Genomic DNA, 15,725 nt, shown 5'->3' with positions numbered 1-15,725 from the left:
TTATGCAGGAGAATATGACAGTAGTCAGTCACAATCTGATTGCGAAAAATATATATGAACTGGTGATGCATGGTGATATCACACGCAATATGAAGACGCCGGGACAGTTCGTTCATATTAGAGTGGGAGATTCTTCTGAGTTTATGCTCAGAAGACCTATCTCTATCTGTAACGTGGATAGTGATGCTGAGACCTTGACTTGTCTTTACCGTGCTGATGGTAAAGGAACAAAAGCACTCTCAAAGGCTAAAGAAGGTGACACGATCGATATTCTGGCACCGCTTGGCAATGGTTTCCCGGTTGAAGCTGCAAGAAATTGTGCACTGCTGATTGGGGGAGGCATCGGTGTACCACCGCTATATGAACTATCTAAACAATTGAATGCACGCGGAATAAAAACGATTCATGTCCTCGGTTTCCAGTCTCAGGCGGATATATTCTATGAAGATAAATTCAAAGCTTTAGGTGAGACCCATATTGCGACAGCGGATGGTTCATACGGTACGAAAGGTTTTGTGACTGATGTCATTAAAAACCTGCTTGACAGCTATGATACATTCTATACATGCGGTCCGGTTATGATGATTAAAGCCATTGAACAGGTGCTGCCAGATACTGAGGGTTATGTGTCTCTTGAAGAGCGAATGGGCTGTGGTATCGGTGCATGTTACGCCTGTGTATGCAAGGCGGACAATGCGCATGGTTACGTCAAAATCTGTACAGATGGACCAGTATTCAAGAAAGGGGAACTTGCACTATGAGACTGAATGTACAATTACCTGGACTTGATTTGAAAAATCCTGTTATGCCGGCATCTGGTTGCTTTGCCTTCGGTCAGGAATATGCACAGTTTATGGATCTTAATAATCTCGGCGCTATTATGATCAAGGCAGCCACAAAAGAACAGCGCTTCGGTAATCCGACACCTAGGGTAGCGGAGACATCAAGCGGTATGATCAATGCAATCGGACTACAGAATCCGGGTGTGCATCATATTATTGAACATGAACTCAAATGGCTGGAGCAGTTTGAGACACCGATTATTGCCAATGTGGCGGGCTCTACTGAAGAGGATTATGTTTATGTGGCTGAGCATATTTCAAAATCTCCGAACGTTAAAGCACTCGAACTGAATATCTCCTGCCCGAACGTAAAAGAAGGCGGCATCCAGTTCGGGACAGATCCAGAGACTGCGGCACGATTAACACGTAAAGTTAAAGCAGTATCCAGTGTGCCGATTTATGTTAAATTATCACCTAACGTGACAAATATCGTACAGGTGGCACAGGCGGTTGCACCGCACTGTGACGGTCTGACAATGATTAATACGTTAGTGGGTCTGCAGCTGAACAGTAAAACAGGCGCACCGATTATTGCCAATACAATCGGCGGCTTAAGTGGTCCTGCTATCAAGCCGGTTGCGATGCGGATGGTCTATGAGGTGCGTCAGCATCTTGATATTCCGATCATTGCCATGGGTGGCGTGACATGTGCACAGGATGTCATCGATTATATTTCTGTCGGTGCAGATGCTGTAGCAGTCGGCACAGCGAATTTCCAGGATCCAGCTGTCTGTCAGACTATTATCAATGAGCTGCCGGCACTTCTGGACGAGCTTGGTGTCGCACATATCCATGACCTTAAAGGTCGTACGCTTGATATTCTGGGGGTTAAATAATGAACACGAATCCGATTATTGCGCTTGATTTCAGAAATATGGACGAAGTGATGCACTTTCTCAAACCATTTGATGAAACACTTTTTGTTAAAATCGGTATGGAATTATATATGCAGAACGGTCCTGGGATTGTTAAACAAGTCAGAGAATTAGGTCATGATATCTTCCTCGATCTGAAGTTACATGATATCCCTAACACAGTCGGGCAGGCGATGAAAGGTCTTGCTGCTCTTGATATCCAGATGATTAATGTCCATGCAGCAGGTGGGAGTAAGATGATGACTGCCGCGCTGGATGGATTACAGTCAGGTGGCAGCCAGGCTCAGCTGATTGCTGTTACACAGCTCACGAGTACATCACAGGGAATGATGAACAAAGAACAGGGAATCCCAGGTTCAATCAACGACAGTATTGTCAATTATGCACGGATCACTCAGGAAGCGGGACTTGCTGGTGTGGTATGTTCAGCTAATGAAAGTGCCTTGATTCGTGAGGCGCTGGGTGACACTTTCCTCAAAGTAACACCCGGTATTCGAACGGCAGAAGATGCAGCAGGTGATCAAGTACGTGTTGCTACACCTGAATTTGCAAAACAGAATGGGTCGACACATATCGTAGTCGGTCGTTCAATCACACAGGCTGAGAATCCTGTAGAGAAATATCATTTCATTAAGAAAGCGTGGGAACAAGGATGTTAAAAGAAAAAATCGCAAAACGTTTACTGGAAATTGAAGCGGTGACCCTCAGTCCCGATGAACCTTACACCTGGTCATCAGGGATTAAAAGCCCAATCTACTGTGATAATCGTCTGACGATGTCTTACCCTGAAGTAAGGGATGAAGTGGCATTAGGACTTGTATCTCTTATTGAAATGCATTTCCCTGAGGCAGAGGTCATCGCTGGTACTGCGACTGCCGGTATCCCTCATGCCGCATTTGTGTCACAGAAAATGAATTTACCGATGAGTTATGTGCGTTCATCAAGCAAGAAACATGGAAAAGGCAATCAGATTGAAGGACGTGTCAATGCAGGACAGAAAGTTGTTGTCGTTGAAGATTTAATCTCTACAGGCGGCTCAGCGATTGAAGCAGCTGATGCACTGAAAGCGCACGGTGCTGAAGTGATGGGTATTGTCGCGATTTTCAGTTATCAATTGAAAAAAGGACAGCAGCGCCTTGAAGCAGCAGGATATCCTTATTACACATTAAGTGATTTTGATGCACTGGTTGAAGTGGCCGCTGATATGAAGAAGATAAAAGAAGCAGATAGAGAGACACTTATTCAATTTAGAGAGAGCCTTTAAACACTATAAAAAGACCGTTTATTGTATACTACAGTAAATGGTCTTTTTATGATAAGGAGGGACTTATGAGTAAAAAATGGGATCATATCAATTCATTTATTAAAACATCGACACCTGCGAGAAGAGTCCGGCATTTCAGTCAGCTGACTGAAAAAAAATCAAAGCTTAAGGCACAAGTCATTAAACCGGTAGAAGAATTTGAGTATAAAATTGAATCATTTCGCAGTTACTTGAAATATACATTTACGAGACCGCAGATTGTAGCAGATGATATGACCAGTGGCCGGTACTTTCTCTTTGCGATGCTGAATCTCGTCCTTTATATTATGATTATCTTCTTTACAGGTGCTGCTGAAGGGGGCTTTAACTGGCAGGAAGGATTGAGGTTTGCTGTCTCCGGTCTGATATTTACTACTGTCCTCATCGTCTTCACTTTTTTTATTCAGCTGATCTCTATTAATTCCAGTATTACGATCTATAAGGTTTTTGTAGATGTGTTAAGCTATTATACACTGGTCAGTTTCCTGAGTTTTATTCAGCTGGTCTTTGAAGTGTTCAATCTGCAGTTCAACCATTCATTTGAGATCATCAGTTTTCTCGTCGTTATGAGTATACCGACACGACTCTTTATCTCCTATCACCATGACCATAAATTTGAAGTGGATATTTTTAAAATGAATTTGCTGCTTATTGTTCTAATGGTCATGTACTTAATGTTCACTCGTAATATTGAGTGGCTGAATTTCTTCAGAGCCATCTGATTACAAAAGAAGACGTCTGCCGGTCCGGCAGACGTCTTTTGCGTTTAGCTGAAGAAAATAGTATTTATTTTTTGAGAGATAGCTTCAATATCATCCGTGATGAGTGAGACATATAATTTAATCTTAGGTTCAGTACCTGATGGACGTAAGGCAATCCAGCCATCCTCAAAGAAGAATTTAAGGACATCTGCCTGTGGAAGGTCAATGCGATGACGACCTTCATCATCCACCCGTTCCTGCTTTAAGTAGTCTTCAGTTGCAATGACTTTCAGTCCTGCAATCTCAGACGGTGCATTTGTACGAGCTTCCTGCATGATGCTCTGAATTTTATCTTTACCGCTTTGTCCTTCAAACGTATGAGCGAATAATTTTTCCTGATAATGACCGTAGTTCTCATAAATTTCATTCATCTGATCGACTAATGTCTTACCTTCATTTTTCAATTGACTCGCAAGTTTGATGATAAGAGGTACAATTTGTACTGCATCTTTATCGCGTACGAAAGGACTCGCCATATAACCATAGCTTTCTTCGTAGCCGAAGATATAGTGATAGTCATGACTTGCTTCAAATTCTGCGATTTTTTCAGCGATAAATTTAAAGCCTGTTAATACATCAAACATTTTGACATTATTCTTCTCTGCGATGACTTTGCCGAGTTCACTTGTCACAATAGATTTAACAGCTGCACGGTTTTGAATATCCTCGGTCTGTTGTATACGGTAGTTGAGCAGCAGACTGCCAAGCTGATTACCATTGAAGTAGTGATATTCACCCTCATGAAGAGCTACAACGCCCATACGGTCCGCATCCGGATCGGTAGCGATGAGTAAGTCCGCCTGAACTTCCTGACCCAGTTCAACAGCCATATCAAAAGCATCATGGTCTTCTGGATTAGCAGATTTTACGCTTGAAAAATCTGCATCCGGTTTACATTGAGCGTCTACTAGCTGGAAGTTCGTAAAACCGACTGCCTCAAGAATGTCAGGGACGATAGGGACACTTGTTCCGTGAAGACTTGAGAAGACTACTTTTAAATCAGATGAAGGAATTTCCTGAATAAGATCAGTGACTTCTTTTTTATAAGATGAAACCACTTCATCTGGTACAGGAACAATAAGATTCTCTGACTTTAAGTCATCCATATCTTTGACATCGATTTTCAATTCATCATTGATTTGATCGATATACTGACTGACTTTTTTAGAGCCTTCAAGCGCGAGCTGTCCGCCGTCAGGACCGTAGATTTTAATGCCGTTATATTCAGGCGGATTATGACTCGCTGTAATCATTACACCTGCATCTGTTTTCAGATGGCGCACTGAATATGAGAGCTCAGGTGTTGTATGGTAGCGGTCATAAATATATGTTTTGATGCCGTTTGAAGCTAAAACTGTAGCGATTTCATCACTGAATTCCGGCGAAAAATGACGAGTATCATAAGCGATAACGACTGACGAACTGTCCGCTGTTTCATTTAAATACTGGCTGAGCCCATAAGCGACTTTCTGCACTGTGAATCGGTTCAGACGATTAGGGCCGAGACCGATTTTACCTCGGATACCTGCTGTACCAAACGCAAGTTCCCCTTCAAAACCTTCAGCTTTTACTTCTTCAGATAATGCATCATATTGAGCACATGTGATTAAACTTTGTGATAATTCATCTTCCCATTGTTGTCTTGTTGGCATGCTCGACACTCCTTAATAGATTGTTTTTCTAAGTACAATACATTCAAAGGGCGATAGATTAAATGATGATTGAACGCTGCCTGTTGAATGTGAATTACTGAGTTCAATTATAAATACCCCTTGTCTTGGTAATTCAATCGTCTGATTAAGCGCTGTAGGATTGAAATAGATGAGAAATTCATCATGGTAGTCAAACAGCAGTACGCCTAGGACGAGGGATGGGGTAGAGACTTCTATTATTCTTGTCTTTATAGCCAGTGGATCTGTCAAGCGGAATATTTCATATTGCTTTCTGAGACTGATCGCCTGCTTGATAATTTCGATATCTTCATTGTATTTGATTCGTCTGTTCCAATCAATGCGGTTAATGAAATCGCTTAAATTATAAGTATTGCCATGCCCATATTTAGTGCGGTAAAACTCCTGACCTGCATGCAGGAAGGGGATACCTTGGCTGAGCAATGTGAAGATGGTGATCATCTGATGCTGCTTCATTACAAAATCACTGTTTTTCGCTGTATAGGATAAGCGGTCATAGAGCGTATGATTGTCGTGTACTTCCGTATAGTTGATCGTCTGACTGACAGGTAAGCCGTAATCGCCTTGAAAAAGTTTAAACATGCGTTCGCGATACCTGCCTCTGCCATTGATAAAACCCGTATCTGCTATATCGAAGTTATTGCCTTTTAGTGTATCTCTAAAATAATCGTTGAAAAAATGGAGGTGAGGAATACGGTAGGCCTGATCATGCGTTGTCTTCATAACATCTGGAATCGCTGTATTCAGATGCCATCCTTCACCAAGCAGCAGGACGTTTGGATTGATTGCGGTCAGTAATTGATTGACTTGTGTCATCGTCTCTACATCGATTGCTCCCATCAGATCAAAACGAAAGCCATCGACTTGAAAATTCTCATTATAATATTTCAGCGTATCGAGGATGAATTTTCGCGCCATCTGCCGTTCGCTCGCAAAGTCATTGCCTACACCTGTCCCGTTACTCAAACTAAGGTCATCATAATATCTGAAGAAATAACCAGGTACCAGCTGTTCGAATGAAGAAGAAGGCTGATCGAATACATGGTTAAAGACAACATCCAGTATAATGCCTAAGCCTGCTTCATGGTAAGCCTTTACTAAATGCTTAAGTTCATGGATCCGGCATTCAGGTGCAGCAGGATCCACTGAAAAACTGCCGTCCAGTGTCTGGAAGTAAAGGGGGTCATAGCCCCAGTTATATGATGATTTGAAATTTACATCGTCTACTTTGGCAAAGTCATTGATAGGAAGTAATTCGACGTGTGTGATGCCGAGCGAACGAATGTAATCAAAGCCGGTAGAGTATCCTCGTTTAGTTGAGCTGTCTTCAACAGTCAGCGCTGCAAATTTTCCCTTCAGATATTCAGGGATGCCGCTATTAGGATGCATCGAGAAGTCTCTGACATGCACTTCATAGATGATGCTGTCTGCGGGGGGCAGAACAGGACGTGTGTGACTGGTGAAGCCCTCTGGTGCTGCAGCAGGATCGACGACAACGCCTCTTGTTGAATTGAGGGTCAATCCCTTTGCGTAAGGATCTACAACCTGAAAGATTTCATGGTTGACCTCGACTTCATAGCAGTAGTGTGCGAGATGCCAGTCTCCATCTATCTCTATTGTCCAGTCACCTTCTCGGTAACTCATGTCATATAAACGGTCATTTAAATGGAGTCTGATTCTTTTGGCGACCGGCGACCAGACGGTAAAGCGGGTTGACTGCCTGCTGTAAATGGCGCCGTATTCTTCGTGATTTTTGCTGAACTGTTCATCAAAATCCTGAGTTCTGACCACTTTGCCTAATTTAACAGGTATTTTCATTGACTCTGCTTCAATCCACCAGTGCGTATTAAGTCGGATAGATTGAGATGTGCTGAATGTTTTGATTGACTGCTCTGATTCTACAGGTGATAAAGACAGACGGGTGTCTTCACTGACGAGCATAAAGGGACCATTCAACTGGTTTTTATCATCAAGCGATATCGTATTGAATGAATCGATATAACCGGTAAACATAAATAACCTCCTAACGGAATATCTATATTATAAAGTCTGCAAATGGATATTTCCTGTATTTTGCCGGTGAATTTCTTATTTATACTGAATTTTTACATTATTCATTATTTAAATATGAAAATTCACTTTTATTTTGGTTTTCAAATAGGGTATAGACTATAATGAAGTTAAAGGAAGCGGGAGGATATGATGATGTTGCATTCTATTTCAGAACTTGATCAATATTTATTTCATCAAGGCACGCACTATGAGTCTTATCAATTTCTTGGGGCACATTACGATAAAAATAAAGAGCAAACCACTTTCACTGTATGGGCACCGCATGCGCATCAAGTTGCTGTTGGACTTGATGTCAACAACTGGACAGGGGAAGGTTATAGTCTGAAACGCGTAACGGATGCGGGTCTATGGCGGGGTACTTTTAAGGTGGCGCCTGGCACGACATATAAATATGTTCTGGATACAGATGGCGGTCGGTTACTGAAAGCCGATCCATATGCGCGTTATGCACAGAAAAGACCGCGTACTGCTTCGATAGTTGAGGCACCTTCAGATTATGAATGGCAGGATGAAGATTGGCTGAAGAAACGGGATAAAACCAACCATTTTAAAGCGCCGATTAATATTTATGAAGTTCATCTTGGAACGTGGCGGAAACGTGAGGTTGAAAAACAGGCGGAGTGGTCGGTAGATGAGTATACGGATCATACATATTATACGTACCGGGAAATGGCTGAGGAAATGGTCCCTTATGTCAAGGAGATGGGATATAGTCATGTTGAATTTTTACCGGTCACTGAACATCCATTCGACTTATCGTGGGGTTATCAAGTAACAGGTTATTATGCACCGACATCCAGATTCGGATCACCTGATGATTTTAAGTATCTGATCGATTGTTTTCATCAGGCAGGTATCGGTGTCATTATGGACTGGGTTCCGGCTCACTTCTGTAAAGATGCGCACGGATTAAGATTATTTGATGGCAAGCCCCTTTATGAATATGCCGATCCGCAGCGAGCTGATAAGCGGGGATGGGGGACGCTGACCTTTGATTTCGGACGACCTGAAATACAGAGTTTCCTCATATCCAATGCGAACTACTGGCTTTCTGAGTTCCATCTGGACGGACTAAGGGTAGATGCGGTTCATAGTATGACTGATCTGAACTTTGAAAACTATACACCTGAGACTAAAATTTATAATAACGAAGGTACGAGTGAACATAAGGAAGCGATTGCATTTCTGAAAAAACTGAACACCGTCATATTTGATTATCATCCTCATGTACTGATGATGGCTGAAGATTCATCAGATATGCCGATGATTACGGGACCCGTTGATAAAGGCGGACTCGGTTTCAATTATAAATGGGATCTCGGTTTTATGCATGATACACTGGATTATTTCGAACTGCCACAGGAAGTGAGGCGCCATCATCACCAGCACTTAACATTTCCGATGATGTATCGATATAACGAGAACTATATCTTGCCGTTTTCACATGATGAAGTCGTTCATGGTAAGTTATCGATGCTCGATAAAATGCCGGGTGATCAGTGGCAGAAGTTTGCTAATTTAAGAGCGCTTTATGGCTACCAGCTGACTCAACCCGGTAAAAGTCTTCTGTTTATGGGAAGCGAGCTTGGTCTGTATTCAGAATGGAAGGATAAGGAAGAGATAGACTGGTTCATCTTAAAATATCCCTATCATCATGGTATGCAGAAATATGTTAAAGCATTGAACGAATTTTATCTTAAGCACTCGGCTCTGTTTGCGCTTGATTATGAGCCTGAAGGTTTTGAATGGATTGATGCGGATAATAACGAACAATCCGTTATCAGCTATATTAGACGCAGTGAGGACGAAGAACTCATCATTGTGATCAATATGACTGGCCAGGTTTACTATGATTTTGAATTAAAGGTTCCTGAACTGGCAGGTTATCAGGAGATTTTTAATTCTGATGCTGCTGAATATGGTGGCAGTAACCAGATTATAACAGCTGAACTTTTTGCATTTAAAGATAAAAATCAAGGGTATAAGTCTATTATTAAAACAAAATTACCGCCTTTTGGCATGTCCATATATCAACAGACCGGTAAAATCAAAAAAGTGGGGGAATCAAAATGAGTACAGAAGTGGTAGGAATGTTATTAGCAGGGGGAAAAGGAACACGTTTAGGTCAACTAACTAAAAAAATCGCCAAACCGGCTGTGCCATTTGGTGGTAAATATAGAATTATCGATTTTACGCTGAGTAATCTTTCCAATTCTGAGATTACAACTGTCGGTGTACTTGTACAGTACGCGCCGCTTCTTTTAAACCGCCATATCGGCATGGGTAAACCTTGGGGACTGGATCGTCAGGAAGGCGGTATCTCAGTTCTCGCACCTTTTGCAGACCAGACAGGTGCATCATGGTTTGAAGGAACTGCAGATGCTATTACGAAAAATATTCACTTCATCGATCAATATGATCCTGAATATTTACTGATTTTGTCGGGTGACCACATTTATCAGATGGATTATCAGCAGATGCTCGACTTCCACAAGGAACGAAATGCAGATGCTACAATCTCAGTCATTGAAGTGCCGATGGAAGAAGCATCACGCTTTGGTATTTTAAATACTGAGGAAGACTACAAAATTTATGAGTTTGATGAGAAACCAGCTGAGCCGAAAAATAATCTGGCTTCAATGGGTATCTATATTTTCAACTGGAAAGTACTGCGTGAATACTTAATCAATGATGAAAAAGATACAGCATCAGAGCATGACTTCGGTAACGACATCATACCTAAAATGCTTGATGATGATCGTCAGCTTTATGCATATCGCTTTGATGGCTACTGGAAAGATGTCGGTACTATTCAATCATACTGGGAAGCTAATATGGACTTACTGGAAGAAGACCTGGATAAGCTGTTAAGCAGTAAAACTTGGCCGACGTATTCACATGAGCTGAATTTACCACCTCAATACATTGGTCAAAATGCAGAATTAAGTGAATCATTAATCTGTCCAGGTTCATTCATCTTCGGTAAGATCAAGCACTCAGTCCTTTTCAGTGAAGTTACAGTTGGAGAGAATACAGTCGTTGAAGATGCAATCATTCACCCAAGAACTGTTGTGGGTAAAGACTGTATTATTCGCAAGGCAATCTTAATGCATGATCTCGATATTCCAGATGGTGTTACGATTGATGGCTCTAATAAAGCAGAGCCGATTGTTATTGGTCCTGATAATATTGCTGATTATACGAATGGGGGAAAATAAGCATGCGTTCTTTAATGGGATTAATTAATTTAGAAAATGAACATGACTTTCTTGAGGAGCTGACGTATTTCCGTAATGGTGCCAGTGTACCATTTGCCGGGCGTTACCGTCTGATTGACTTCAGTATTTCAAACATGGTTAATTCAGGTGTAGATGAGCTTGCGCTATTCGTTAATCAGAAGTACCGTTCATTACTCGACCATCTTGAAAATGGAGAAAATTTCGGCTTGAGTGACAAACACTCACGACTCTTCGTATTGCCACCAGACTGGCACGATCCAAGTGATATCTCTCGCGGAGATTTAAGACATTTTCATAATAACCGCGACTTCTTCAGCCGTTCTAAAGCAACAGATGTCATTATTTCTGGTTCACAGTTCATTGCGAACACGAACTATAAGGATGCCTTTAAATATCATGTTGAATCTGATGCAGATATCACTTTAATTGGTGAATATGAAGGACAGTTACAGGAGATGCACGGACCTGTACAACGCATTAATGAAGATAACGGTAAAGTGATTTATCTTAACCATGAGCAGAATAATCCGCACCTTTTTACTGGAGTGTATATCATTAAGAAAGAAAAACTGATTGAAATCATCAATTTCTGTATTGATAACTATAAAGATAATTTCTTCATTCAAGGTATTCAGGAACGTGTGGGAGAACTGAACGTCAGATTCTATGATGTGAATACACGTTCATTCTATATCAACTCATTAAAAACGTTCTACCATAGTAACCTTGCTATTTTAGATTCTGAAATTTATAAGGATCTATTTATGCAAGATTGCAGAGTACGTACAAAAATCTCTAACCAGCCGCCTACTAAATATAAAGAGGGGTGCAGCATTAAAAACTCTATCGTTGCTAATGGTTGTGTAATTGAAGGTGCTGTTGAAAATAGTATTATCTACCGTGGTGCTCAAGTAGCGAAAGGGGCAGTCATTAAAAACTCTATTATTATGACGAACAGCAAGATCGGAGAAAATGTCGTTCTTGAAAATGTTATACTTGATAAAGACGTAACGGTTAATAATGGACAGCAGTTAATTGGTTCAGGCGATAAACCGTTTGTTGTCGCTAAACGTCAGACAATATAAGAAGAGGTAATAGGATGAAAAAAGTATTGTTTGTAGCTTCAGAATGTACGCCATTCTTTAAGTCGGGAGGGCTCGCTGATGTGATCGGCAGTCTCCCGCAATATTTAAATGACACGGATGACTGTGAAGTCCGTGTCATTCTTCCGTTGTACTCACACCTTAAATCTGAATTCAAGTCACTGCTGACTGAAGTCATGATTTATGACACAGAAGTCGGTTGGAGACAGCAGTATACTGGTATTTATGAAATGATTTATGAAAACACTCATTATTATTTCGTTGATAATGAGCAGTATTTTAAGCGTGATAATCTATATGGATATGACGATGACGGAGAACGATTTGTTTATTTCTCGAATGCAGTCATTGAATTTATTTACCGCGGTGATTACAAACCTGATGTGCTTCATGGTCATGACTGGCAGGCAGCAGCAGCAGTTGCAATTGCTAAAATTAAGCAACCAGTGCCAGGTATCCGCACTATCTTTACTATTCACAATATTCTCTATCAGGGCTGGATGCAGCATGAGGCCTTTGGTGACCTGTTCAATCTGGATATGATACACTTTTCTGGTTTTGAATGGGGAGGCATGTTGAACTTGATGAAAGCAGGACTCTTCCACGCTGATAAAATCACGACAGTGTCTCCGACTTATGCTGAAGAGATTAAGACTTCTCATTATGGTGAGGGACTGGAGTCTATGCTGAATATGCGTAGCGAAGATGTAATAGGCATTATCAATGGAATTAACGTGGATGATTACAACTCCATGAAGGATGATAATATTGAGGTTCCGTTTAAAACATCTATCCCCAAAAAACGCCAAAATAAAAAACGTCTTCAAAAGGAAGTAGGACTGCCCGTCAGAGATGTGCCGTTGTTCTCCATTATTACACGAATGGTCGAGCAGAAAGGACTGCATCTGATCACACATATCCTTGAAGAATTTATTCAGCAGGATGTGCAGGTCGTGATAATGGGGAATGGACTTTATGAATTTGAAAGTTACTTTAATTATCTCGCTTCTAAATACCCCGACAAAGTTTACACATATATTGGTTTTAGTGAGCCATTTTCACGCCGTATATATGCAGCGAGTGATTTCTTTATTATGCCATCGCTATTCGAACCATGCGGACTTTCTCAGCTGATTGCCCTTCAGTATAAAGCTGTTCCTATCGTTCGTGAGACGGGCGGACTTAAAGATACAGTGATTCCATTCAATATTTTTACTGGTACAGGTACCGGTCTGACTTTTGCTAACTATAATGCACACGAATTACTGGATCGTCTGAACTATGCGCTGATGATTTACGACGATGAAATACTCTATAAGACTTTGTTTATGAATATCACTAAAGTCAACCATAGCTGGTCACAATCTGCTCACCAATATCTTGACATTTATTAAGGAGAATCGACGTGAAGGCATATACTAAACAGGAATTTCGAGAGCTGCTGGAGAAGAAAGTAAGAGACAAACGAATCAAGACATTAGAAGAAACAACAGATAAGGATCTGTTCTATGCGATAGCATCGATTATTAAGGATTCTATTAACGAAGCGAGTATCGACACGAAGCAGCGCTATATCAATGAACAGAAACGTCAAGTCTCTTACTTATCAATGGAGTTTTTAATCGGGCGTCTGATTGAAAGCAATTTAATCAATACAGGATTTAAAGATGTCTGTGACGAAGTGCTTGCAGATCTAGGTCGTAAACCGCGTGATGTCTACGGTGAAGAGCAGGATGCAGGACTCGGTAACGGCGGGCTTGGCCGTCTTGCTGCCTGCTTCCTTGATTCCATAGCCAGTCTCGGCTATGCGGGACATGGCTTCGGTATCAGATATCGATATGGCCTGTTTGAACAGCGTATCGTCTCAGGCAGTCAGATTGAGCTGCCGGATAACTGGTTGCGTGAAGTCTATCCTTGGGAGACGCGCAAGATTGACGAAGCGATTGAAGTGAAGTTCGGCGGTAATGTCACTTTTGAGGTTAAAGATGATCAATATCAATTTAATTACAGCGATCAGGAAGTGGTGCTCGCGGTACCATACGACGTCGGAATTGTCGGTTATGAGAATGATGTGGTTAATACACTGCGTCTCTGGAGTGCTGAAGTACCGGATCATGCGGTCAGCCCTGAACATTATACGAATCAGCTTGAATATATGCAGAGTGTTGAAAAAATCTCCGGTTTCCTTTACCCGGATGATTCAACTGAGGCAGGGCGTTTTCTGCGTCTGAAGCAGCAATATTTCCTCGTATCTTCTACTATGCAGACACTGATCCGTCGATTTAAAGCCAACTATGAATTACCCATTAATGATTTTCATAAGAAGAATGTTATTCAGATTAACGATACGCATCCAACATTCGGTATCCCTGAACTGATGCGCATTCTGATGGACGAAGAAGGTTTAAGCTGGGATGAAGCATGGAATATTACATCTCACACATTTGCGTATACAAACCATACCATCATGCAGGAAGCACTTGAGAAATGGCCGGTCGAAATGGTGAAAAAGGTTAATCCTAGAATCTTTATGATTATCAATGAAATCAATGAACGTTTCTGTAAAGATATCTTCAATAATCGTGAGGAATTACGTGACCGTATCAGCGAAATGGCTGTTATCAGTGATAATGTCGTACATATGAGTAAGCTTGCTATTGTGGGCAGCTATAGTGTGAACGGCGTTGCAGCTCTTCATTCAGATATCATTAAAGATTATACGTTCCATGACTTCTATCGATTAACGCCTGACAAGTTCAATAATAAAACGAATGGTATCACGCATAGACGCTGGTTGATGGGTGCGAACCCTAAACTCAGTGCGCTCATCACAGATACAATTGGTGATCACTGGATTAAGTCGCCTGTTGAACTGAATCAGCTGCTCCGCTATCAGAATGATGAGAGTTTCCTGAATCAGCTGGCGGAAGTTAAACTGCACAATAAAAAGGTATTACAGGATGTTATCTATAAAAAGACAGGCATTGAAGTCAATGAACATTCTATTTTTGATGTGCAGGTCAAACGTCTGCATGAATATAAACGGCAGCTGCTGAATATTTTCCATGTGATACATCTCTATAATGAGATTAAACGCAATCCGAAGCTCAAGATGGTTCCTCAGACCTTTATATTCGGTGCTAAAGCAGCGCCTAGCTATCATATGGCGAAGGAAGTCATCCGTCTGATTCATGTGATTGGTGACATTGTCAATAATGATAAAGATGTTGACGGGCGCATTAAAGTCGTATTTCTTGAAAACTATAATGTGACACTGGCTGAGTATATTATGCCAGCAGCTGATATATCAGAACAGATTTCTACAGCATCGATGGAAGCATCAGGAACAGGTAATATGAAGATGATGATGAATGGCGCTGTAACATTAGGTACAATGGACGGAGCCAATGTTGAGATTGCTGAACTGGTGGGCAAGGAAAATATTCTGATTTTCGGTCTTTCAAGCGAGGAAGTTATCCATTATCAGAATAACGGAGGCTACCAGGCGAAAGATATTTATCGGACGGACGACCGTCTTCAGAAAATAATGGACGGTCTTAAAGATGGCAGCTATGCTAAAGGCGAGTCATTCAGTGAAATTTATTACCGCATTCTGACAAATAATGATCCTTACTTCATTCTGAAGGATTTTACGTCATATTTAGAGACGCATATTAAAGCGGTCGCTTTATATGAAGATAAGCAGAAGTGGAACAAGATGAGTCTTGTCAATATTGCGCAGTCTGGTAAATTCTCTAGTGACCGGACGATTCATGAATACGCAACAGATATTTGGAAATTGATATAATAAAAAAAGGGAATTCCGAAAAATGGAATT

12 protein-coding genes are annotated in these 15,725 nt (G+C 41.2%); 10 read left to right on the top strand and 2 right to left on the bottom strand.

Annotated features, from left to right (window positions below; translation table 11 throughout):
• Positions 1–2 precede the first annotated feature (2 nt).
• The 5 genes from ERX37_RS04030 (at position 3) to ERX37_RS04010 (ending at position 3,742) form a co-directional block, all read left to right on the top strand.
• A complete protein-coding gene (locus ERX37_RS04030; RefSeq protein WP_133429349.1) occupies positions 3–761 on the top strand; it encodes a dihydroorotate dehydrogenase electron transfer subunit in 759 nt (252 codons plus the stop codon).
• Positions 758–1,678, top strand: a complete 921-nt coding sequence (locus ERX37_RS04025; RefSeq protein WP_133429348.1) for a dihydroorotate dehydrogenase — start codon at positions 758–760, stop codon at positions 1,676–1,678. Before ERX37_RS04030 ends, ERX37_RS04025 begins: the two co-directional genes overlap by 4 nt.
• A complete protein-coding gene (gene pyrF, locus ERX37_RS04020) occupies positions 1,678–2,376 on the top strand; it encodes an orotidine-5'-phosphate decarboxylase (protein ID WP_133429347.1) in 699 nt (232 codons plus the stop codon). Before ERX37_RS04025 ends, pyrF begins: the two co-directional genes overlap by 1 nt.
• Entirely contained in the window at positions 2,370–2,981 is a 612-nt protein-coding gene (pyrE, locus tag ERX37_RS04015) for an orotate phosphoribosyltransferase (protein ID WP_133429346.1), read from the top strand. Before pyrF ends, pyrE begins: the two co-directional genes overlap by 7 nt.
• Positions 2,982–3,046: 65 nt before the next feature.
• Complete coding sequence (locus ERX37_RS04010; RefSeq protein ID WP_133429345.1) at positions 3,047–3,742, top strand: hypothetical protein; 696 nt, start codon at positions 3,047–3,049, stop codon at positions 3,740–3,742.
• Positions 3,743–3,786: 44 nt separating this feature from the next.
• Here ERX37_RS04010 and ERX37_RS04005 read toward each other — a convergent pair whose 3' ends face one another.
• Complete coding sequence (locus ERX37_RS04005) at positions 3,787–5,433, bottom strand: phospho-sugar mutase (protein WP_133429344.1); 1,647 nt, start codon at positions 5,431–5,433, stop codon at positions 3,787–3,789.
• 12 nt (positions 5,434–5,445) lie between these two features.
• On the bottom strand, positions 5,446–7,485 hold the full coding sequence (pulA, locus tag ERX37_RS04000; protein WP_133429343.1) for a type I pullulanase: 2,040 nt from the start codon (positions 7,483–7,485) through the stop codon (positions 5,446–5,448).
• Positions 7,486–7,677: 192 nt separating this feature from the next.
• Here pulA and glgB point away from each other — a divergent pair, with 192 nt between their 5' ends.
• From glgB to ERX37_RS03975, 5 genes are read left to right on the top strand one after another with little or no spacing between them, the layout of a single operon-like run.
• Complete coding sequence (gene glgB / locus ERX37_RS03995; RefSeq protein WP_306440569.1) at positions 7,678–9,618, top strand: 1,4-alpha-glucan branching protein GlgB; 1,941 nt, start codon at positions 7,678–7,680, stop codon at positions 9,616–9,618.
• The gene (locus tag ERX37_RS03990) at positions 9,615–10,763 is read left to right on the top strand and encodes a glucose-1-phosphate adenylyltransferase (RefSeq protein WP_133429340.1); all 1,149 of its coding nucleotides are present in this window, start codon (positions 9,615–9,617) and stop codon (positions 10,761–10,763) included. Before glgB ends, ERX37_RS03990 begins: the two co-directional genes overlap by 4 nt.
• 2 nt (positions 10,764–10,765) lie before the next feature.
• Positions 10,766–11,869, top strand: coding sequence for a glucose-1-phosphate adenylyltransferase subunit GlgD (gene glgD, locus ERX37_RS03985; RefSeq protein ID WP_133429339.1), 1,104 nt, complete (start codon positions 10,766–10,768; stop codon positions 11,867–11,869).
• 14 nt (positions 11,870–11,883) lie between these two features.
• Positions 11,884–13,281 carry a glycogen synthase gene (locus ERX37_RS03980; protein ID WP_133429338.1) on the top strand — a complete coding sequence of 466 codons (1,398 nt, stop codon included), beginning with the start codon at positions 11,884–11,886 and terminating at the stop codon, positions 13,279–13,281.
• Positions 13,282–13,292: 11 nt separating this feature from the next.
• Positions 13,293–15,695, top strand: a complete 2,403-nt coding sequence (locus ERX37_RS03975; protein ID WP_133429337.1) for a glycogen/starch/alpha-glucan phosphorylase — start codon at positions 13,293–13,295, stop codon at positions 15,693–15,695.
• Positions 15,696–15,725 lie beyond the last annotated feature (30 nt).

The sequence above is a fragment of the Macrococcus hajekii genome (genome assembly GCF_004359505.1).
In the GTDB taxonomy this organism is placed as follows: Bacteria; Bacillota; Bacilli; order Staphylococcales; family Staphylococcaceae; genus Macrococcus; species Macrococcus hajekii.
The sequence above is the reverse complement of the archived record's forward strand: the minus strand, read 5'-3'. Positions and strand labels throughout refer to the sequence as shown.